Below are 18469 nucleotides of genomic sequence, written 5' to 3' on the forward strand. Positions count from 1 at the left end.
TTCATGCACCGCCCACTGCCCCGGCCGCTCGCCGAACTGCCCATCCGACGTCTCACCCGGGACGACCTGGTCGCCTGCGCCGATCTCTGCGAGGACCGCGGCTGGCCACGCGACGAGCACCGATGGAGCCTGCTGCTCTCCGCCGGTACGGGGTACGGCATCGACGCCCCCGACGGCAAGGGCCTGGTGGGAGCCTGCGTGGTGACCTCGTACGGGCCTCGGCTCTCCGCCATCGGCATGTTGCTCGTAGCCGGGCGCTACGCCCGGCAGGGAGTCGCACGGAGCCTGATGCGGTACGTGATCGAGGCCGCCGGGAGCACGCCGCTCTCGCTGTACGCGACAGTCCAGGGGCAGCCGCTCTACGAACAGCTCGGTTTCGACGTCGTGGGCCGGGCGGACCGCGTCAGCGGCTATTTCCGGCCGGACGGCGGGGCGAGCGGTGCTGCCACGGTCCCGGCGGCCGTGGCCACCCGCGCGGCCACGGCGGACGACCTCCAGGCAATGGTCCGGCTGGACCTCGCGGTCTTCGGTACCGACCGGACACACATCATCGCCCGGCTTCCGGCATTCTCCGACCGGCTCCGGGTCGCGGAAGCCGATGGCGAGCTCATCGGCTACGCGGCGCTCTGGCCCAGTGGAAACGCCCATGCGCTCGGCCCGTTGATCGCGCGGGACACGGCCACGGCCAAGGCGCTCGTCAGCTCGCTCGCCGCGACGACGGACCGCCCCTTGCGGGCGGATGTCGACGCACGCCACGAGGAACTGCTCGGCTGGTTCGAGGAACACGGCCTGGAGCAGGGCTCCCGTACGGCTGTGATGACGTACGGGAACCCCGGCCTGCCGGGCGACTGGACCCGCCGCTTCGCCCCGCTGACCGTCGCGACTGGCTGACGGAGCGCCGCCGAGGAACAGCTGCCGGACGAGCGCGTCCGCGGCTGTCAGGCAAGTGCGTCCGCGGCGGCGGACGCGAACCCGTGGTCCTGCTCGGGTGCGCCTCCGCCGACACCGATGGCGCCGACCAGTCGGCCGTCACAGCGGACGGGAACGCCGCCCGCGATGAAGAGCAGCGGCCGGTCGAGCGCGGTCGGCAGCGTGTGGAAGAGCCCGCCGGGCTGGACCGCGTCGACAAGGTCCGCGGTGGGAGCGTTCAGCTGAAGCGCCGTGTACGCCTTGCGGGTGCTGGTCTCGCCCGCGATGAGTACGGCCCGGTCGTCGCGCCGGAAGGCCAGCGGATGACCGCCCGCGTCGAGAACGCTGACGGCGACGGTGACACCGGCGGCCTCGGCGGCGGTACGGGCCGCCTCGACCAGCGCCTCGGCGTCCTGGATGGTCAGCGGGGCAACGACGGTGGTGGGGGTGGTGGTGCTCATGGGAACTGCTCCTGTCGGTACATGGTGCGTGGTGCTTGATACATGGGTGTGCGCGGTGTGTGACGTGCCGGGCGCGGTCGCCCGGTGAGGGATTAGGCCGCGCCCGCCGGTGGGGCGGGAGTTCAGCGACGGGCCGCAGGAACGGCCGCCGGTTCGGGGGTGTGCGCGGCGACGATCCGGCCGCGGACGGCGGTACGGCGCTCCAGGGTGCTGGAGACGACGGCAAGCACCAGGGCGGAAGCGGCAAGGGCGGCGCCGACCCAGTTGGGTGCGGTGTAGCCGAGGCCCGCGGCGATCACGAGTCCGCCGAGCCAGGCGGACAGGGCGTTGCCGAGGTTGAAGGCTCCGATGTTGACGGCGGAGGCGAGGGTGGGCGCGCCCGCCGCCTGGTCGAGAACCCGCTTCTGCAGCGGCGGCACGGTCGCGAAGCCCAGGGCGCCGATCAGCATGATGGTGACGGCTGCGGCGATCTTGTTGTGGGCGGTCACGGTGAACAGGGCCAGAACCACGGAGAGCGCGCCGAGCGACACGTACAGCAGGGGCATCAGATGGCGGTCGGCGAACTTCCCGCCGATCAGATTGCCACCGACCATGCCGAGCCCGAAGAGAACCAGCAGCCAGGTGACGGAGGACGTGGAGTATCCGGCGACCCCGGTCATCATCGGCGTGATGTAGGTGATCGCGGCGAAGACCCCGCCGAAGCCCAGGACGGTCATCGCCATCGCGAGCAGGACCTGTACGTTGCGGAACGCGGCCAGTTCGTGCCGGATGCGTACGCCTTCGGCCCTGGGCTGGTCCGGTACGAGCTTCGCCACACCGAGAAGACCGACCACGCCGAGTCCGGCGACGATGAAGAACGTGGTCCGCCAGCCGGCGGTCTGTCCGATGAAGGTGCCGAGCGGTACACCGACCACATTGGCGACGGTGAGCCCGGTGAACATCATGGCGATGGCCCCGGCCTTCTTCTGCGGGGCGACCAGATCGGCCGCGACGACCGATCCGATGCCGAAGAAGGCTCCGTGGGCGAGCGAGGCGATCACTCGTCCTGCGAGCATGACGCCGAAGACGGGGGCGACGGCAGACACCACGTTGCCCACGATGAACAGCCCCATCAGGAGCATCAGCATGCGTTTTCGGGTGATCCGGGTGCCCAGCATCGTCATCAGCGGAGCACCGAGCACGACACCGAGTGCGTAACCGGTGACCAGGAAGCCTGCGGTCGGGATCGACACCTGGAAGTCCGCGGCAACCTCAGGGAGCAACCCCATGATCACGAACTCGGTGGTTCCGATACCGAATGCCCCAATGGCGAGGGCGAGGAGCGCGAGCGGCATGGGTTTCACCTTCCCTGAAGATTGCGTCTGCACCTAACAAGCGTCCACAATAATTGCAGGCGCTTGTTAATTGCAAGCGCGGGCTATTGCAGACGTCCCCTATCCTGGAGACACGCAGCTCCCGCACGGAGGAGAGATCCATGACCGCGACCGACCCCGCACTGACCGCCCTCTCCCAGGGCTGGTGCGCCCTCTCCCTGCTTCACGGAAAAATCGAGGGGCACATCGAACGGGCGCTGCAGACCGGTCACGGCCTCAGCGTGCGCGAGTACTCACTGCTGGGAGTCCTGAGCCGACAGCACAACGGACCGGGCGGACATCTCCAGATGAAGCAGGTCGCCGAAGCCGTCGTTCTGAGCCAGAGCGCCACCACCCGGCTGGTCACCCGCCTGGAGGACCGCGGTCTGCTGACCCGGTACCTCTGCGACACGGACCGCCGCGGTATCTACACCGACGTCACCGACGCCGGTCTCGCCCTGCTCGATGAGGCCCGGCCGACCAATGACACCGCGCTGCGCGCCGCCCTGGACGAGGCCGCCGAGAATCCCGAGCTCGCCCCGCTCGTCAGGACGGTCGAAGCGCTGAAGGTCCCCGTGTAGTGCTCACGAGCTGCGTATTCTGCCGATCATGAGTGATCTTGAGATACGTCCCGCCGTTATCGCCGACCTCGCGGCGGTCGTGGCCATGCTCGCCGACGACCCGCTGGGCGCACAGCGCGAGTCGCCCGACGACCTGACTCCGTACCGGGCCGCGTTCCAGCGGCTGGCCGAGGACCCGAACCAGCATCTTGTCGTCGCCGTGCGCGAGGACCGCGTCGTCGGGACCCTGCAGCTGACCGTGGTCCCCGGGCTGTCCCGGCGCGGAGCCACGCGCTCGATCATCGAGGGCGTCCGCATCCATGGCGACGAGCGCGGCGGCGGTCTCGGCACCCAGCTGATCCAGTGGGCCGTGGACGAATCCCGGCGCCAGGACTGCCAGTTGGTACAACTGACATCGGATGTCACCCGTACCGACGCACGTCGCTTCTACGAGCGGCTCGGGTTCACGGCCAGCCATGTGGGCTTCAAGCTGGCGCTCTGACTGAGCGAACGGGCACCGGCACCGGTGAGGGTGCGTGTTTCACGTGAAACACGCACCCCCGGACGTTCAGCTGCCGAGCCCGCGCCAGCCGCCCTCGTCCACACCGCCGGGAACGGCCGCCCCCGCGTCGTACGGCTGACGGGTGAAGACGAACGACCCCAGGTCGAGGTGGTCCACCGTCCCGTCCTCGGCGCGCACGACGCGCAGGGTCTCCCCCGCGTAGTAGCCGCTGAGGCCCGTCCAGGTCCCGTCCGGCTCCGCGCGGAAGGCCGCACCGCGACCGCGGGTACGCAGCGGCTGCAGCTCCAGGCCCCGTTCCGCGACCAGCTTCAGCGCGAATGCGTGGGTGCCCCAGTACCAAGGACCGGTCAGAGCCACCAACTCGGCGTCGGCCTCCGCCTCGGGCAGCGGGCGCCACGGCTCCGGGATGCGCGGCTCCGCCTCGGCGACGATCCGTACGAGGTCGGCGGCCACCACACCGACGAGCAGCCCGGACGTCGTGTTGGTGAGCACAACCGCGGCGACGTCGTCCTTCACGCTGAACCACAGGGAGGCGAGGAAGCCCGGCAGCGACCCCGTGTGCCCGACAAGAGTGCGCTCGCCCTGCCGGATGACCTGGAGGCCGAGACCGTAATTGCCGTACCAGTCACCGGACTCGGACGGCGCCGACGGTTCACGCATCTCCCGCACGGAGGCGGCCCGCAGGACCCGCTCATCCCCCTCGGCGAGGAAGGCGGAGAACCGGAGGAGATCGGCCGCGGTCGACCAGAGCTGACCGGCCGGCGCCATCAGGCCGAGATCCTCCGCCGGTTCGGGCAGCATGACATCCGCCCAGGGGTGCACGGCCCAGCCGCCCGCGTGCGGCGCCTCCGGCCGGACCGTCGTACGGTGCATACCCAGCGGCTCCAGGATCTCGCGGCGCAGCACCTCCTCCCACGATGCTCCGCGTACCGCCTCGATCAGGGAACCGAGCAAGGTGTAGCCCGGGTTGGAGTAGTGGTGGCGGTGGCCGACCGGGTGCATGTGCGGCTGCTCACCGAGGACATCGGCGAGCTCGGGACGGGCGGTGCCCGGTGTCCTCTCCCACCAGGGAGCAGGCGTCTCGGCCCCCAGGCCCGCACTGTGCCCGAGGAGCTGGAAGACCGTCACGCTGCCCACACCGGTACCGGGCAGGTGCTTCTCCAGTTGGTCGTCCAGATGGATCAGGCCCTCGTCGCGCAGCCTCAGTACCAGTACGGCGGTGAACGTCTTGGTGATCGAGCCGATCCGGAACTGCGTATCGGCATCCGGGGCATGCCCCTCGACACAGGTGCGCGCGCCGCTCCAGACCGGCTGTCCCTGCCGCTGGACCGCTGCCACGAGTGAGGGCGCACGCCCTTCCACCTGCGCGGTGGCGGTGCGGTGCAACAGGGCGCGCCGAGTGCTGGGGAGCAGTTCTTCACTGGAGGAGGTCATGGTCAACAACTACCCGGCGCCCCGGCTCGTGGCGAGCCTTTTTCGCGAGACGCGGAAGGGACTCGCCACGAGGGCGGCGGGCACGGGGACGGAAACGTCGGCTGGAAGGAGACGGGCAAGGGCCAGGAAGGGGACAAGCAGCGGGGCGAGGAAACTCAGCGCTTGCGGCTGTACGTCCTGACCAGCACCCCGTTCTCGAAAGTACGAACGTCCCTCAGCTCGAACTCGGTGACCGCGAAGCCGGACCCGAACATCGGCATCCCACTCCCGTACACCAGGGGATACGTCTTGATCACGAGCTCGTCGATCTCGCCCAGCAGCTCCCCCGCCAGCTGTGAGCCACCGCAGAGCCAGATGTCCAGCTCACTGTCCTCGGCCTTGAGTTCCCTGACCCTGGCGACCAGGTCCTCGGAGATGAGCTCCACATTCGCGTCCGGTGACTCCTTGAGCGTCCGGGACGCCACGACCTCCCGCAGGTGGCCGTACGGGCTGGTGATCCCGGAGTCGAGCGCCAGCTGGTAGCTGGACCGCCCCTGGATCACGGTGTCGAAGCGCTGAGACTTCGCGTCCTGGAGTCCGCACGACTCGCGGCCCTGGACCGCGATCGTCTCCGGATACCCCGATGTGAGGAATCCGAGGAACTCCTCGCTCACGAAGGGGTACATCGTTGTCGCATCACCCTGGGGATCCCCGATGAACCCGTCGATCGAGCAGGCGATGAAGTACGTGAGCTTTCGCATGTGTTCCCCGTTCCCCGTTCGGCGCAGGCCGAAATGTCCTGTTCACGGTGGCAGCGGCGACATGGTGCCCTCGTACGCGACCACTTCACTTATAGTGCTTCACATGTAGTGGTTACGCAAGTCTCTTTTCCGGAGAGGCGATCGGACAGAAGAGGGGACCATGGCGAAGAACCCCGAGCGCAGAACGGCGCTCACGGACGCGGCGATCGAAGTACTGGCGCACGAAGGGGCCCGCGGGCTCACTTTCCGTGCCGTGGACGCACGGGCGGGCGTGCCGGTGGGCACGTCGTCCAACTACTTCAGCAATCGCGACGACCTGTTCATGCAGGCGGGCGCCCGCATCAACAGCCGCATGGCTCCCGACCCGGCCAAGGTCGAGCGGGCGATGCGCCCGGCGCCCTCCCGCGAACTGGTCGCCGACCTCATGCGCTGGCTGGTCCAGCGCATGGCCGAGGACCGCACCGGCTACCTGGCCATGCTGGAGCTCCGTCTGGAGGCCACCCGCCGACCCGCCCTGCGGGAACAGCTGACCCGTACGGTGCGCGCGGCATTCGACGAGAGCTCCGACTTCCACCGGAACGCGGAACTCCCGGGCGACAACGATGTGTTCCTCGTCCTCTACCTGGCCATGACCGGCGTACTCCTGGAGCACTTCACGCTGCCCGACATGCTCGCCGACACCACGCTCGACCAGTTGGTGGAGACGGTCGTCACGCGCATCGTGCCCGCGAGGTAGGACGCGCCGGGCCGGCCGCCGCGGGAGCGGTATGTCAGTGGTGGGCGGCCATGTGGGCGAGGGTCTGTTCGGCGCTGTCGGGGGCGAAAGCTCCATCGATGCCTTCAGCGGCGTCCCCGGCCGCCTCGATGGAGCGAGGCAGGAGGATCTTCTCGTAGGCGGTGACGGCGTCGTCGAGGGAGTCGTGGCCGATGAGGGCCTGGGCGAGGTCGGCGCCGTCGCGCATGGCAAGGTTGGCGCCCATGCCCGAGAACGGGGACATCAGGTGGGCGGCGTCGCCCAGCAGGGTGACGCCAGGTGTGTGGTCCCAGGTGTGAGGGACGGGCAGGGCGAACAAGGGGCGGTTGGTGTAGCCGGTGTCGGTGTCGGTGATGAAGCCGCACAGGGCGGGGCTCCAGTCGGCGAAGCGTGCCAGGAGGGCGGCGCGGACGGCGTGGGGGTCGGCCAGATCGACGCCCGCCTGCCGGTACCAGTCCTCCGGGGTGCGCATGCCGACGTAAATGCGGATGTGGCCGCCGCTGTTGCGCTGGGCGACGATGCCGAGGTTGTCGTCGAGAGCCATCATCGTGCCGTCGCCGGTGAGGGCGGCCAGCGCGGGGTGGCGTATGTCGGGGTCGTACAGGCCGGTTTCGACGAAGGTGACGCCGGTGTAGGCGGGGACGGCGTCGGACAGGACGCGGCGTACGCGCGACCAGGCACCGTCCGCTCCGATGATCAGGTCGGCGTCGCTGCTGACACCGCGGGTGAAGTGCAGACGGTGGCGCCCGTCGCCGAGCGGTTCGGTGCGGTCCAGTTGGTGGCCCCACCGGACGGTGCCGGGGGCGAGGGAGCCGAGGAGGAGGTCGCGCAGCTGCCCCCGGTCGATCTCGGGCCTGCCCCGGCCGCCCTGGGGCGGGGTCGCGTCGAACAGGGTCTGCCCGTCGCGTCCGACCAGGCGCCACTGTTCGCCCTCGGGGCGGGCCAGCGGGGTGAAGTCGTCCCACAGGCCGGCGGCACGCAGGGCGTACTGGCCGGTGTCCGGGTGCATGTCGAGGGTGCCGCCCTGGTCACGGGCGGTCGCGGAGGCGTCGAGGTCGTGGACGGTGACGTCGATGCCGTGACACTGGAGGATGCGGGCGCAGATCAGGCCGCCGGGTCCGGCGCCGATGACGGCGATGCGGGCAGGGGTGTAGTTCATGTTCGTCTCCATGCGCTGCGGGAGTGGCGGCGGACATCACCGACCACCCCTGTGAAAGGAATCGGAAGAGTCGAGGACGTCCGGCCGGTGCCGACAGGCCGGACGCGATCCCGGCGAGCCCTCCGGCTCCTCCGGCTCCTCCAGTTCCACAAAAGCACGACCACCCAAAAAGTGCAACGATGCAACTTTTTAGATCAGACAATTTTGTGTATGGTGCAGGAATGACGACTCCCATGGGGCGGCGTGAACGCAAGAAGGCCGCCACCCGCCAGGCGCTCGCCGACGCCGCGCTGCGCCTTTTCATCGAACACGGCTATGACGCGGTGACTCTGCACGACATCGCCGAGGCGGCCGACGTGTCCACCACCACGCTCCTCAAGCACTTCCCGAGCAAGGAGGCCCTCGTCTTCGACGAAGAGGCCGAGCAGGAGGCCGGGCTCGTCACCGCCGTTCACGACCGCACCCCCGGCACGACCATCCCCCAGGCCCTGTGCGCGCACGTCAAACGCGTCCGGGTCCGTGCCGCCGGCTCCGACTCCGCCCCCGACGTCGGCTACACCGACTTCCGGAACCTGGTGACCAACACCCCCGCCCTCAGCGACTACGCCCACCGCATGTGGATGCGCCACCAGGACGCCCTCGCCCACGCCATCGCCCACGACACCGGCGCCCCGCCCGACGACCCGCGCAGCGCCGCCCTGGCCCGCTTCGCCCTGGAGACCTCCGCCCTCGCCCACGAGGCCGCGGATCCCGCACAAGCCGTCGACGTCGCCTTCGATCTCCTCGAACGCGGATGGGACACCCCGGCCCAGCACGGCACCGGCCAGAACTGATCACCGCCACGATGCGTGAGGAGTCGAGCACTCCCACCGCGCAGCAGCCCTCCGCAGTCCCCCACCGGCCGGAGCACCAGCCGGAACACCGGCTGTAGGATCTCGCCGCGCGTGTCATAAGGCAGTGCTCTGACCAGCGGCCCCTGGGCTGTCTCAGCGCCGGCCCGCGTGCAGGAGTCTCAGCTTCGCGGCATTTCCTCAGGACCCATCCGTCTGACCACTCGCGCTGAGTCACGGCTTGCTCGATGCGGCTGGCGATGTCCTTCGTCGAGGCCGCGTCCAGGGTCTTCGGAAGTCTGCCGAAGGTGCCAGGAGGGGCGTCGAGCGAGCAACGACGCCAGTTGGCGCACTCGCCTCAGCGAATCGCGGCCTCGAACCGTACTGGTCCAAGTCAGTGCAAGAGACGGACCGTGGGGGCCTCGACGCTGGTGGCCATCATGGCGTCACAGTGACGGCAACCCAAGCCAACAGGGCGAACCATGTTGCTCTGGATCGACGTTTCGCCGGACTCACCGTGTTCGCCGCAGTATGAGCCCAGATGAAGTCGCACCCACGGCGCCCGCGTCAAGGCTATCGACGGGCGGTCGTGCTTGGAGTCCCTAAAAGGAGTCCACCAGAAATCGATGATCGCTCTCAACCTCAACCGCTCGTCCTCGATCGTGGAATCAAACGCCGCGATTCGGGCTGCGGTGAAGTGCTTTCCGTGCTGATCGTCGGACGAACAGACGGCCCGTTCCTCAGCGCGTTCGAGGAAGGTCGTGCGATCGGTCCGCTCGCAGATGAAACAGTCCAAGTTCACGGCGAGCCTGCCCTGCCAGTGCACATTATGAAACCCGTCGCCACGGCTGAGGCCGACGAGCTCCGCGGTGACCTCAATGCTCCTCAACATCGCGCGATCGTCCCACGCCGCTGAGTCCTGCCGTTCACCAGCCCCAGGCGGGGCCACCCGCAGGGCCAAGGGGTCAGCGAGGCCGGGCCGCGATCTGCCGGCGTGCGGCTCTCCAATGCTCCTCGAACTCCTCCGAAGTCAGCAGCTCCGGATCGTGCCCCTCCCACTCTGAGATGGGCAGTTCAGCTGTGATCCCGAACCTGCTGTCGTACTCATCGAGTCGGCCTGCGTCATAGGCCCGCTGCCACTCGGCGAGGGAGGCAGCCGCGATCGGGGTCAGCTCGGGCCCTTCGAGTTCGACCTGCCGGATCACCCAGCCTTCGGCGTCGACCTCGAAGTAGAACCAGGTGTCTTCCTCGTCCCAGTAGCAGCGCATCCATGTCTTCACGAGCCCATGATGGCGGCGGTCTGCGCGCCAGCCGCTGCGATGTCCAATTCCTGTGGATCGTCATCTGGACTGCTGGGATGCTCCTGCTGTGACCACGACGACGAGCGAACTGCAGACCGGCGCCGGATGGGACGGCCCCTATTACCGTGTCCGCGCCGAAGGGTTCGAAGCGCTGTTCCTCCCGAGCCCTGACGAGGTACTCGATGAGGTCTGCAATGTGGATGTCGAGGTTCACCTCCCCGGTGGCTCTCGCTGGAGTGCGACGATCTTCACCCTCGCCGAGGTGGACCGGCTGATGAGGAAGTGGGAAGGGACCGGAGAAGCGGCAGGGGGCCGGAGCTTCTGGTGCTCGGACGGGCTGATCGTTCGGGACCCTGGCATCCAAGGCATGGTGGGCGTGATCGCCGAACTGCTTGCGTCGGGAGAGTTCGACGGAGCCTTTCATCGCCTTTCCGGCCTGGAGTGAACTCCGGATTTCATGACCCTGCACCATCTTGAGACGTGCGAATAGCTCTGAGCACCCTCCTCCCCAAGGGGGTCAGCGTCATGGGCCGGCCTCGTTCGGCTCTGACCAGCAGCGGTCCGCCGAGCTCTCGTTCGATCCGGTTGATCTGCGCGACGAGGGTGAAGGTATTGAGACCGAGGCCGCTTGCCGCCGCGCCGAGGCTGGGAAAGGCGGATGCAGCCGCGAACCGGCTCAAGCGTTCACTGGCACCCTGACCGACTAGTGCTGGCCGGAGGAGACGCGGCGCTCGATGAGCCTGGTCGGCAGCGCGAAGTGCCTGGCTGTGGCTGGCTCCTCCGCGTGATCGCAGCGGGATGTTGTGGGTGTGGGCCCAGCGGGCCATGTTCGCGGGGCTCATGCCGGTTTCGCGGGCGAGGTCTGGCAGAGTCCGGCGGCGGTGGATGTATTGCTCGATGAGCCAGACCCGTTCGATGGTGCCGCGGCGCTTGTGGTCCTGGGGCCCTCGGAGCGAGATGCCGTACTCCTTGGCGAGATCGGTCAGCACTCTGCGGGAGAAACCGGTGAGGGTGGCGATCTGCTGGAGGGACCGGTACTCGTCGAGGTAGAGCCGGGTGAAGCGCTCTGCCGGAAGGGCTTGCCGGGCCTGCTGCCGGATGCGGCCGGTGGCCCTGGCGGTGCTCTTCGTCAGCGGGGGTGCAGGGGCTGGATGTTCGTCGAGGACATGTCGGATGGCCTCGACGGTCGTGCCCAGAACCTGAGCGGCGTGTTGAACGGGGTGCTGACGTTCTCGGACGAGCTGGTGCAGGCGGGGTAGGTCGACGTGCGCCGGGTCGGGGCCGGGAAGGGAGAGCCCTGCCAGCAAGGTGGTGGGAGGCTGCCAGATCACGGGCTCGTCATGAATGTGGTGCGAGGCCAGGAAGTTGAGGGCTTCCTGCTGGAGAGCCTGCGCAAGTTCGGGGGTCTGAAGCGCGGTGAACCACAAGGACGTTGCCCGGAACTCTGCGCTGTCGAGCCCGCCCAGTTCGTCGGGGACAGACTCGGCAGGCAGGCCGCTGAGACGTTGGAAGAGCTGACTGCGTGCGATGCGTTCGCGCCGTCCAGTTCCCGGTGGTGTTCCGGTGCGGCTGCAGATCTCCAGCCAGCGGTCATGAGGAAGCAGGCCGGTGTAGTCCAGAAGTCGGCGCCGACCGTAATCGATGGGGATGCTGTTGGCATCGAGGTAGTCCGCGAGCCGGTCCAGGGCAGTGACCATGTCCGGCCATTGCGGAAGGTCGTCGAGTTCCTGGAGAAGGCGTGACACCTCAGTGCCGTCGATGACGTCGCCGATCAGCGCGGCAGCCTGGTCCAGGGATGCGCGACTGTCGGGAATCAGCAGCAGGGCGGCCAGAACGGGGGCCAGAGCCCGCGCATGGATTCCTTCAGGTGGTGCGAGGCGGATCATCCAGGGCGGCCAGAACATCGTGGGGATCGTCCTGGCTCGCTGCTCGATGTCCCGAGTGGTCCTGGTCGGCCGGCGGGGGGTCTCGGTCGTGATGCGGTAGCGGACGTATTCGCTGGGGCGGAAGGAAGGGGCGAGGGCCGCCAGGTGCACGGACTGCAGCACCGGGCTGATACCCCTGCCCCAGCTGTCGATGCTGGTCGCCGAGATCTGTGTGAGTTCCTCGCGTACTGCTTCCAGCAGGCTCCGCAGGGCCTCGCCGGCCGGGTGGATTCCTGGTTGCTCCAGGATGCTCAGGGCCATGGTGACCGCGACGGCCGTGTCCGCGGCTCGGGGCGGGGCCATGAACCCCGGACGTTCCATGGCCTGTCCGGTGTGCGGGGAGACCGCATCGGTGCTGAGGTGAGCTTCTGCGATGTCAGCCGGGATCTGTTCTCGTAGGACGGTCGCGGGCAGATCGCTCAGGACGCGGATGCCCAGGGCCCGGATGTCCGCCAGCACCGCCGATGCCGGCTGGGGAGAGGTTTGGTAGGGGCCGAAGGCAGCCAGTGACCCGTCGATGATCTCCATCACTCGGTCTTGTGCCATGAGAACCGGATGACCAGGAGACAGGAGAAGCGTCGAAGCGCGGGTCAGATCGGTGCCGCAGCCAGCCGAAAACGAGCGAGTGGGGCGGGTCGGTGGATTGCCGCAGAATTCGGACTGCGGGACCGACCGACCGGAACGGGGCCGCTGCCGCAGCACCCTCCCGCAGTGCGGGCAGCAGTCCGCCAGCAGTCTGCGGTGCCGGGTGCAGGCGAAGGAGAAACCGAGCCTCCAGGACAATTGCCATCGCCCACCAGTGGCAAGAAGGCACTCCGGGCAGAACCGGGATCCCCCTCCGCGGCCCCATAGGACGTGCCGTGACACGGCCCGGCCTCCGGCATTCATGTGGAGGGCCCGTCCGTCGTAGTGCGCCAGGGTCAGGGCAGCGACCGTCTCAGGGGACGTCCCGGTGGCGTGCGCGACGGTATTCGTCTGCTGTTCGTCGAGGACGATCGTCCAGTCTGCCGGGATGCCCTTGAACTGGTTTCCGGCCCGGTGTCGGACCGGGAAGCCGAAGTGCAGCAGGACATCACCGAGTGCGGTGTCCATCCGTCTGGCCGTGGCCTCCAGCCATGAGTCCAGGGCCTCGCCGGGCAGTGGAGGCAGCCGGATCGACAGGGTGCGGACCGGCGTTCTCATGCGGGTCGTCGGCTCCGGGGCCGCGGGCGGCTGGTCAGCCGTTTCCTCTCCAATGCGGCCTGAAGTTCGAGGCGGGCAGCCTCGGATGCCTCGTCGTTCTTCACCCGGTCCATGAGCTCCTGGTCAAGACGTTCGGCGCCGGTGCGGACCGCCCGCTGGCAGCTGCGGTTGATCAGCGTCATCAGCGAGCCGATGTGTCCGGTGCTGCGGGCGAAGAGGTAGTCCGACAGGTCGTCCGCGAGCATGCCGGGTTGCTTGCCGGTGAGCACGACGCGCTGTTCGAGGGCCAGCAGCATCTGCCGCCATTCCCGACGACCGGCCTCCGTATCGATGGTGAACGGTCGCAGTCCGAGGCGGGTGGTGCGGCGGCCGGTCTGGGCCAGAGCGGTGTCGCGCCCGTTCGTGCCTTCGCCGAACAGGCCTTTCTTCGCGAGCTCGACCCCCACCATCAGCAATGTCACCGGGAACTCGTTGGCGATCCACTTCAGGTGGTTGCTCACCTCGATGCCGCTCTTCTGTCCCCATTTCAAAAAGTGCAAATCATCCAGAACCACCAGCCGGACATCGCAGGACAGCACGCAGTCCAGCACCCGCCGTCCGAACTGGGCGGTGGTCCCTCGCATCTGTCCGGGGTGGCCGAAGAACTCCAGCATGGCCCGGTTGAGATCCTTCATTCCGGTGTTCCCGGTCAGCCCGACCCGGCAGACCGGGATCCGCTCGTGCCCCTGGCTGGTGAAGGCGCCCGACTCCTCGATCTCTCGCTGGTGGAAGTCCCGGGCGAAGGCCAGCACCGAGGTCGTCTTGCCCAGCCCCGGGAACGCGTCGACGGCCACCGCCCCTTTGGCCTTGTCGCCATCCTGCTCGTTGCTGTCGACGATGTCCCATAGGTCTTCATGGAGCTCTGTCAGTTACGGCGTCTTGACCGGGCCGATGTTCGCGTGCCACTGCCGGCGCTGACGGTCGTAGTCCGCCCGCGCCTGTGTGGGCAGGGACTTCAGCTGTTTTCGGGTCAGCAGGTCGGGCCGGGTGCGGCGAGGGCTCTCGGCGAACGCCTTGAAATCCTCCTTCCGCGACAATGCGAGGCTGCCTGGATGCGGAACGCTGCCGTCGTTCACACGTCCTCCAGGGCATCGGCGTAGAAGTCGTCCTCCCTGGCGAGGTCCTCCAGATCAGCCTCGTCGTCATCCCCGGCCTCCGTCACCGCGTCGGGCTCCCGCAGTTCCGCGGTCCGTTCGTCCTGGCCGAGGGCCTTGCGTACAGACGGAAGCGAGACGACCGCTTCCGCCTCACTCTCCGGAAGTTCGATGGCGGCCTGCTCACGTGAGAGCCGCAGGGCCATGCGCCGCTCGGCGATCGTGGTGCCCAGGCCGAGATTCCACCGCTCCAACAAGTCAGCGACGGCAAGCCGGTCGTCGGGAAACCGATACTTCGAGGCCGCCAGCTGCCGGGCGAACGCCAACGCGTCCTCGCTCAGTGGCATTTCGGCCGACGGAGCATGCTCCCAGACCAGCGTGTGCCAGGCCCGAGTAGCCGGATCACGGAAGTAGATCCGGGTGATGTCGTCGGGATCCACCTGGAAAGGCCAGCCGTTCTTGACCGGACTGTCGTAGGGGCTGCGGACGCCCGGCTCGGGCAGGCCAGGGCCGCTGTAACGGCGGCGTCCGATCTCGACCCCGTAGTGCTGGACCGTGCGCCAGTTCGTCTGCAGGAACTCAAAGGCCAGGTCCCGGTCTCGGGGTGCTTCAATGTAGCCCGCCCGCGCCATGCCGTGCTCGAACATCTTCGCCGGGGACATCCGCAGACCCGGCAGGCCCGGATCGACCAGGCTGGAGTGCGGCCGGCAGTGATAGACCGTCGCGGTCCACTCCCGGATGATCGCCTCAAGCTCGTCGAGGAAGAAGAACGCGTCGTCCTCCGGGCTCTCGCCCCGCGAGTGGATGTCGGGCCCCTTGTAGCCGGGCAGCACCTGCAGCAGCCCCTCCCTCAGGGTCCGGAAGTAGCGCTCGACCGGCCCCTTGTCGCGGCCCGTCCGCAGCCGGGCCGGCTGGATGGAGATGCCCATCCGTCGGCAGACGCTGGTCAGATGCTCCGAGACGTAGACCTTGCCGTGGTCGACGACCAGCGTCTCGGGGACCAGAGGAGGCGAGGCCAGCCTCGGTCCGGTAGCGCCTTCGACATCGACCAGGACGGTGCGGGGAATGCCGTGCTCGGGCCAAACCGCGTGCCGCGGCCAGTCCCGCCCCGCCGGCCGCGGCCGAAACGACTGGAACAGCACCGCGCTGACATCCACCGCCTTCGTCGAGACCGGCGTCAGCCGGATCCCCGTAATGCAGCGGGAGTACCAGTCCATCCCGACACTCAACTCGGCCTGAACCCACTTCAGCGTCAACGGGTCGAACGCGAAAACGTCCAGGCGCGTGGAGTCCATCAGCAGATACTCACCCGGCCGCGTCGGCCGCAGCTTCCCGTACGGACCCTCCGGCCGACCAGCGATATCCCGGTTCCGCTTCGTACTCAGCCGGAACAGCGGATGCCGTCGCTCCAGCTCCTCCAGCAACCGAAACGCCGTCGCCCGACTCGGCTGCGGCACCACCCCCTCGCCGAACCGCGCGATCACCCGAGCCCGAGTCCGCTCGATCACCACCGTCCGCGATGGCCGCGACTGGTCGGCATGCTCGACCATCACCTCCACCGCGGTCTCCACCCACCGTTCATCGACCGCGATCTGCGACTTCCGCGTCGGTCCCTTCCGGGGAGCAAGTCCAGCTTCCCCGTGCTCCCGGAACTCTGCGACCCACCGTTTCAAGGTCCTGAGACCCACACCGAGTTCAGCGGTCTTCGCCGCGTATCTGCCTTCCAACGGCTTCTCCGGCGAGTACTCGGAACGAGGTTCCTCATCGCGTGCGAGTTCGGAACTGCCGGACCGATAACCCGTCAGCACCTCACGGACGTGCTCCGCTCTTTCCAGAACCTTCTGCTTCTCCACGGCGTCAAGCTGCCCAAGAACCACAGAGGCGATCTCGCCCTCGTCGTCCGCCGACGGCCCCGGACCGTCAGGGCTGATCGCAGCACGGTCGGAGAACAGCAACTCCTTGAGCGACAGCCGCAGAAGCCGCCCTTGACCGTCCTTCAAGACCACTTCGTTGCCCGCAGTGGTCGCAGCCATCTCCACCACCTCGACGGTCTCACCGTTCCATCCGCGCGATTCCACCACTTCCCGGGTCCAGTCGAAGGTGAACGCCACCTCCGGCTTGGACAACCGACGCAACGGCTTGACGTCGACAACCACCGGCGCCTGCCCGGTGAGCAGGAGGTAGTCCGGGATGTGCTGGCGCACCTTCCCCTCCAGCTCCGCCTTCAGCAGGAAGGGCTGGGCCACGATGGGCCGCGCACCGACGGATCGAAGTCGGCAAAGAGCAAGCGCGATAGTTCGAGGCGAGACTCATAGATCACGTGGTCGCGCACCGTCGACGACCAATAGGTACCCGAGTAGTGCTGCTGCCCCTTGCACCAGCGAAACGTCCGCCCGGACGAGCCGACTGCAGAAGTTCGACAGACGCCGTACTCCAGTCTTGGCCCTCCATGAGAACACCACGCTGCTGACGGATACTCACCGTCACAGTGACACTGCCCATCGCACACCCCTGCCCCGCGGACGATGACCCGCTCAGCCAAGGGTGTCAGCGGAACAACGATGGGCGGAGCGACCCAGAATCCCCTCACCCAAAAGGGTGAACGCTGCGACCAGCGAGTCTCACGAAGGCGGCATAAGTGCCACCGATGTGCCATCGAGCCTGAGATTGTGCCGCGAATTTTGAGACCCTACAGGCCGGAATCAGGTCTGGGCCATGTCCACGAAACGGGAGTAGTGGCCCTGGAAGGCCACGGTGATGGTGGCCGTCGGGCCGTTACGGTGCTTGGCCACGATCAGGTCCGCCTCGCCCGCGCGCGGTGACTCCTTCTCGTACGCGTCCTCCCGGTGCAGCAGGATCACCATGTCCGCGTCCTGCTCGATGGATCCGGACTCACGCAGGTCGGAGACCATGGGCTTCTTGTCCGTACGCTGCTCGGGTCCACGGTTCAGCTGCGACAGGGCGATGACGGGGAGCTCCAGCTCCTTGGCCAGCAGCTTGAGGTTTCGGGACATGTCCGAGACCTCCTGCTGTCGGCTCTCGGCGCGTTTCGAGCCGCCGGACTGCATCAGCTGCAGGTAGTCGATGACCACGAGCTTCAGGTCGTTGCGCTGCTTGAGGCGACGGCACTTCGCCCGGATCTCCATCATCGAGAGGTTCGGCGAATCGTCGATGTAGAGCGGGGCGGCCGAGACATCCGGCATGCGGCGCGCGAGCCGTGTCCAGTCCTCGTCGGTCATCGTGCCGGAGCGCATGTGGTGCAGGGCAACCCGCGCCTCCGCGGACAGCAGACGCATCGCGATCTCGTTGCGCCCCATTTCGAGCGAGAAGATCACGCTCGGCAGGTTGCTCTTGATCGAACAGGCTCGTGCGAAGTCCAGGGCCAGCGTGGACTTACCCATGGCGGGACGCGCCGCGATGACGATCATCTGGCCGGGGTGCAGCCCGTTCGTCAGGGCGTCCAGGTCGGTGAAGCCGGTCGGCACACCGGTCATCTCACCGCTGCGCGAACCGATCGCCTCGATCTCGTCGAGAGCGCCCTCCATGATGTCGCCGAGGGGCAGATAGTCCTCGCTGGTGCGCTGCTCGGTGACGGCGTAGATCTCGGCCTGCGCGGAGTTGACGATCTCGTCGACGTCCCCGTCGGCCGCGTATCCCATCTGCGTGATCTTCGTACCGGCCTCGACGAGCCGCCGGAGCACGGCCCGCTCGTGGACGATCTCCGCGTAGTACGAGGCGTTGGCCGCGGTCGGCACCGACTGGACCAGGGTGTGCAGATACGGCGCTCCGCCGACCTTGGTGATCTCACCGCGCTTGACCAGTTCGGCGGCGACCGTGATCGGGTCGGCCGGCTCGCCCTTGGCGTAGAGGTCGAGGATCGCCGTGTAGACGGTCTCGTGGGCCGGACGGTAGAAGTCGTGGCCCTTGATGATCTCCACGACGTCGGCGATGGCGTCCTTCGACAGCAGCATGCCGCCGAGTACCGACTGCTCGGCGTCGAGATCCTGCGGAGGCACCCGTTCGAAGCCGGGAGAGCCGCCGTCCCAGTTGTCCTCCGAGCCCCGGTCGTGCCGGTCGTCACGCCCCTTGCGGTCTCCGCGGCGCTGACGGGAAACGGGCAGACGGTCACTGGGACCGGTGTCGGCCCAGGGGTCGTCCAAAGGCTCGGAAATGCTCACCGGGCCACCTCCTCCCGTCCGCTTCGCG

The 18469-nt window shown here is 68.0% G+C and carries 18 protein-coding genes; 6 read left to right on the forward strand and 12 right to left on the reverse strand.

Annotation, left to right across the window (positions count from 1 at the left end):
- Positions 1–3: 3 nt before the first annotated feature.
- Positions 4–891, forward strand: a complete 888-nt coding sequence (locus OG413_RS10620) for a GNAT family N-acetyltransferase (protein ID WP_266804576.1) — start codon at positions 4–6, stop codon at positions 889–891.
- Between the two features lie 47 nt (positions 892–938).
- On the opposite strand, the gene OG413_RS10625 is transcribed toward OG413_RS10620, so the two are convergent.
- Positions 939–1370 (reverse strand): heme-binding protein, encoded by a 432-nt coding sequence (locus tag OG413_RS10625; protein WP_266804578.1) that lies wholly within the window; start codon positions 1368–1370, stop codon positions 939–941.
- 122 nt (positions 1371–1492) lie between these two features.
- Positions 1493–2704 (reverse strand): MFS transporter, encoded by a 1212-nt coding sequence (locus OG413_RS10630; protein ID WP_266804580.1) that lies wholly within the window; start codon positions 2702–2704, stop codon positions 1493–1495.
- 140 nt (positions 2705–2844) lie between these two features.
- Here OG413_RS10630 and OG413_RS10635 point away from each other — a divergent pair, with 140 nt between their 5' ends.
- Both OG413_RS10635 and OG413_RS10640 read left to right on the forward strand, forming a co-directional pair.
- Entirely contained in the window at positions 2845–3303 is a 459-nt protein-coding gene (locus tag OG413_RS10635) for a MarR family winged helix-turn-helix transcriptional regulator (RefSeq protein ID WP_266804582.1), read from the forward strand.
- A gap of 28 nt (positions 3304–3331) precedes the next feature.
- Positions 3332–3784 carry a GNAT family N-acetyltransferase gene (locus OG413_RS10640; protein ID WP_266804583.1) on the forward strand — a complete coding sequence of 151 codons (453 nt, stop codon included), beginning with the start codon at positions 3332–3334 and terminating at the stop codon, positions 3782–3784.
- Between the two features lie 66 nt (positions 3785–3850).
- Here OG413_RS10640 and OG413_RS10645 read toward each other — a convergent pair whose 3' ends face one another.
- Together OG413_RS10645 and OG413_RS10650 are read right to left on the reverse strand one after the other, a co-directional pair.
- Positions 3851–5239 (reverse strand): serine hydrolase, encoded by a 1389-nt coding sequence (locus OG413_RS10645; RefSeq protein ID WP_266804584.1) that lies wholly within the window; start codon positions 5237–5239, stop codon positions 3851–3853.
- A 155-nt stretch (positions 5240–5394) separates the two neighbouring features.
- Positions 5395–5979, reverse strand: a complete 585-nt coding sequence (locus OG413_RS10650) for a dihydrofolate reductase family protein (protein ID WP_266804586.1) — start codon at positions 5977–5979, stop codon at positions 5395–5397.
- A gap of 160 nt (positions 5980–6139) precedes the next feature.
- Between OG413_RS10650 and OG413_RS10655 the strand changes: the two genes are divergently transcribed.
- A complete protein-coding gene (locus tag OG413_RS10655; RefSeq protein ID WP_266804588.1) occupies positions 6140–6715 on the forward strand; it encodes a TetR/AcrR family transcriptional regulator in 576 nt (191 codons plus the stop codon).
- A gap of 34 nt (positions 6716–6749) precedes the next feature.
- Here the strand turns inward: OG413_RS10655 and OG413_RS10660 are convergent, their stop codons facing one another.
- Complete coding sequence (locus tag OG413_RS10660) at positions 6750–7892, reverse strand: NAD(P)/FAD-dependent oxidoreductase (protein ID WP_266804590.1); 1143 nt, start codon at positions 7890–7892, stop codon at positions 6750–6752.
- Between the two features lie 221 nt (positions 7893–8113).
- Between OG413_RS10660 and OG413_RS10665 the strand changes: the two genes are divergently transcribed.
- A complete protein-coding gene (locus OG413_RS10665; RefSeq protein WP_266804591.1) occupies positions 8114–8725 on the forward strand; it encodes a TetR/AcrR family transcriptional regulator in 612 nt (203 codons plus the stop codon).
- A 391-nt stretch (positions 8726–9116) separates the two neighbouring features.
- On the opposite strand, the gene OG413_RS10670 is transcribed toward OG413_RS10665, so the two are convergent.
- Both OG413_RS10670 and OG413_RS10675 read right to left on the reverse strand, forming a co-directional pair.
- Positions 9117–9614 carry a hypothetical protein gene (locus OG413_RS10670; protein ID WP_266804592.1) on the reverse strand — a complete coding sequence of 166 codons (498 nt, stop codon included), beginning with the start codon at positions 9612–9614 and terminating at the stop codon, positions 9117–9119.
- A 73-nt stretch (positions 9615–9687) separates the two neighbouring features.
- Entirely contained in the window at positions 9688–9990 is a 303-nt protein-coding gene (locus OG413_RS10675) for a hypothetical protein (RefSeq protein WP_266810059.1), read from the reverse strand.
- Between the two features lie 100 nt (positions 9991–10090).
- On the opposite strand from OG413_RS10675, the gene OG413_RS10680 reads away from it, so the two are divergent.
- The gene (locus OG413_RS10680) at positions 10091–10468 is read left to right on the forward strand and encodes a hypothetical protein (protein WP_266804594.1); all 378 of its coding nucleotides are present in this window, start codon (positions 10091–10093) and stop codon (positions 10466–10468) included.
- Positions 10469–10478: 10 nt separating this feature from the next.
- On the opposite strand, the gene OG413_RS10685 is transcribed toward OG413_RS10680, so the two are convergent.
- The 5 genes from OG413_RS10685 to dnaB form a co-directional block, all read right to left on the reverse strand.
- On the reverse strand, positions 10479–13130 hold the full coding sequence (locus OG413_RS10685) for a TniQ family protein (RefSeq protein ID WP_266804595.1): 2652 nt from the start codon (positions 13128–13130) through the stop codon (positions 10479–10481).
- Entirely contained in the window at positions 13127–13963 is an 837-nt protein-coding gene (locus OG413_RS10690) for an AAA family ATPase (RefSeq protein ID WP_266804597.1), read from the reverse strand. The genes OG413_RS10685 and OG413_RS10690 overlap by 4 nt, the downstream gene beginning before the upstream one ends.
- 75 nt (positions 13964–14038) lie before the next feature.
- Positions 14039–14245, reverse strand: coding sequence for a hypothetical protein (locus tag OG413_RS10695; protein ID WP_266804598.1), 207 nt, complete (start codon positions 14243–14245; stop codon positions 14039–14041).
- Positions 14242–16296: a helix-turn-helix domain-containing protein gene (locus tag OG413_RS10700; RefSeq protein WP_266810060.1), complete on the reverse strand. Its 2055-nt coding sequence runs from the start codon at positions 16294–16296 to the stop codon at positions 14242–14244. Before OG413_RS10700 ends, OG413_RS10695 begins: the two co-directional genes overlap by 4 nt.
- Positions 16297–16965: 669 nt before the next feature.
- Positions 16966–18441: a replicative DNA helicase gene (gene dnaB, locus OG413_RS10705; RefSeq protein WP_266804599.1), complete on the reverse strand. Its 1476-nt coding sequence runs from the start codon at positions 18439–18441 to the stop codon at positions 16966–16968.
- Positions 18442–18469 lie beyond the last annotated feature (28 nt).

The sequence above is a fragment of the Streptomyces sp. NBC_01433 genome, assembly GCF_026340105.1.
Lineage (GTDB): Bacteria > Actinomycetota > Actinomycetes > Streptomycetales > Streptomycetaceae > Streptomyces.

What these genes read in the sequence shown, in the direction of transcription:
- OG413_RS10620 (WP_266804576.1), top strand. Translation starts at nt 4, where the DNA reads ATGCACCGCCCACTGCCCCGGCCGCTCGCCGAACTGCCCATCCGACGT.
- OG413_RS10625 (WP_266804578.1), bottom strand. Translation starts at nt 1,370, where the DNA reads ATGAGCACCACCACCCCCACCACCGTCGTTGCCCCGCTGACCATCCAG.
- OG413_RS10630 (WP_266804580.1), bottom strand. Translation starts at nt 2,704, where the DNA reads ATGCCGCTCGCGCTCCTCGCCCTCGCCATTGGGGCATTCGGTATCGGA.
- OG413_RS10635 (WP_266804582.1), top strand. Translation starts at nt 2,845, where the DNA reads ATGACCGCGACCGACCCCGCACTGACCGCCCTCTCCCAGGGCTGGTGC.
- OG413_RS10640 (WP_266804583.1), top strand. Translation starts at nt 3,332, where the DNA reads ATGAGTGATCTTGAGATACGTCCCGCCGTTATCGCCGACCTCGCGGCG.
- OG413_RS10645 (WP_266804584.1), bottom strand. Translation starts at nt 5,239, where the DNA reads ATGACCTCCTCCAGTGAAGAACTGCTCCCCAGCACTCGGCGCGCCCTG.
- OG413_RS10650 (WP_266804586.1), bottom strand. Translation starts at nt 5,979, where the DNA reads ATGCGAAAGCTCACGTACTTCATCGCCTGCTCGATCGACGGGTTCATC.
- OG413_RS10655 (WP_266804588.1), top strand. Translation starts at nt 6,140, where the DNA reads ATGGCGAAGAACCCCGAGCGCAGAACGGCGCTCACGGACGCGGCGATC.
- OG413_RS10660 (WP_266804590.1), bottom strand. Translation starts at nt 7,892, where the DNA reads ATGAACTACACCCCTGCCCGCATCGCCGTCATCGGCGCCGGACCCGGC.
- OG413_RS10665 (WP_266804591.1), top strand. Translation starts at nt 8,114, where the DNA reads ATGACGACTCCCATGGGGCGGCGTGAACGCAAGAAGGCCGCCACCCGC.
- OG413_RS10670 (WP_266804592.1), bottom strand. Translation starts at nt 9,614, where the DNA reads ATGTTGAGGAGCATTGAGGTCACCGCGGAGCTCGTCGGCCTCAGCCGT.
- OG413_RS10675 (WP_266810059.1), bottom strand. Translation starts at nt 9,990, where the DNA reads ATGCGCTGCTACTGGGACGAGGAAGACACCTGGTTCTACTTCGAGGTC.
- OG413_RS10685 (WP_266804595.1), bottom strand. Translation starts at nt 13,130, where the DNA reads ATGAGAACGCCGGTCCGCACCCTGTCGATCCGGCTGCCTCCACTGCCC.
- OG413_RS10700 (WP_266810060.1), bottom strand. Translation starts at nt 16,296, where the DNA reads ATGGCTGCGACCACTGCGGGCAACGAAGTGGTCTTGAAGGACGGTCAA.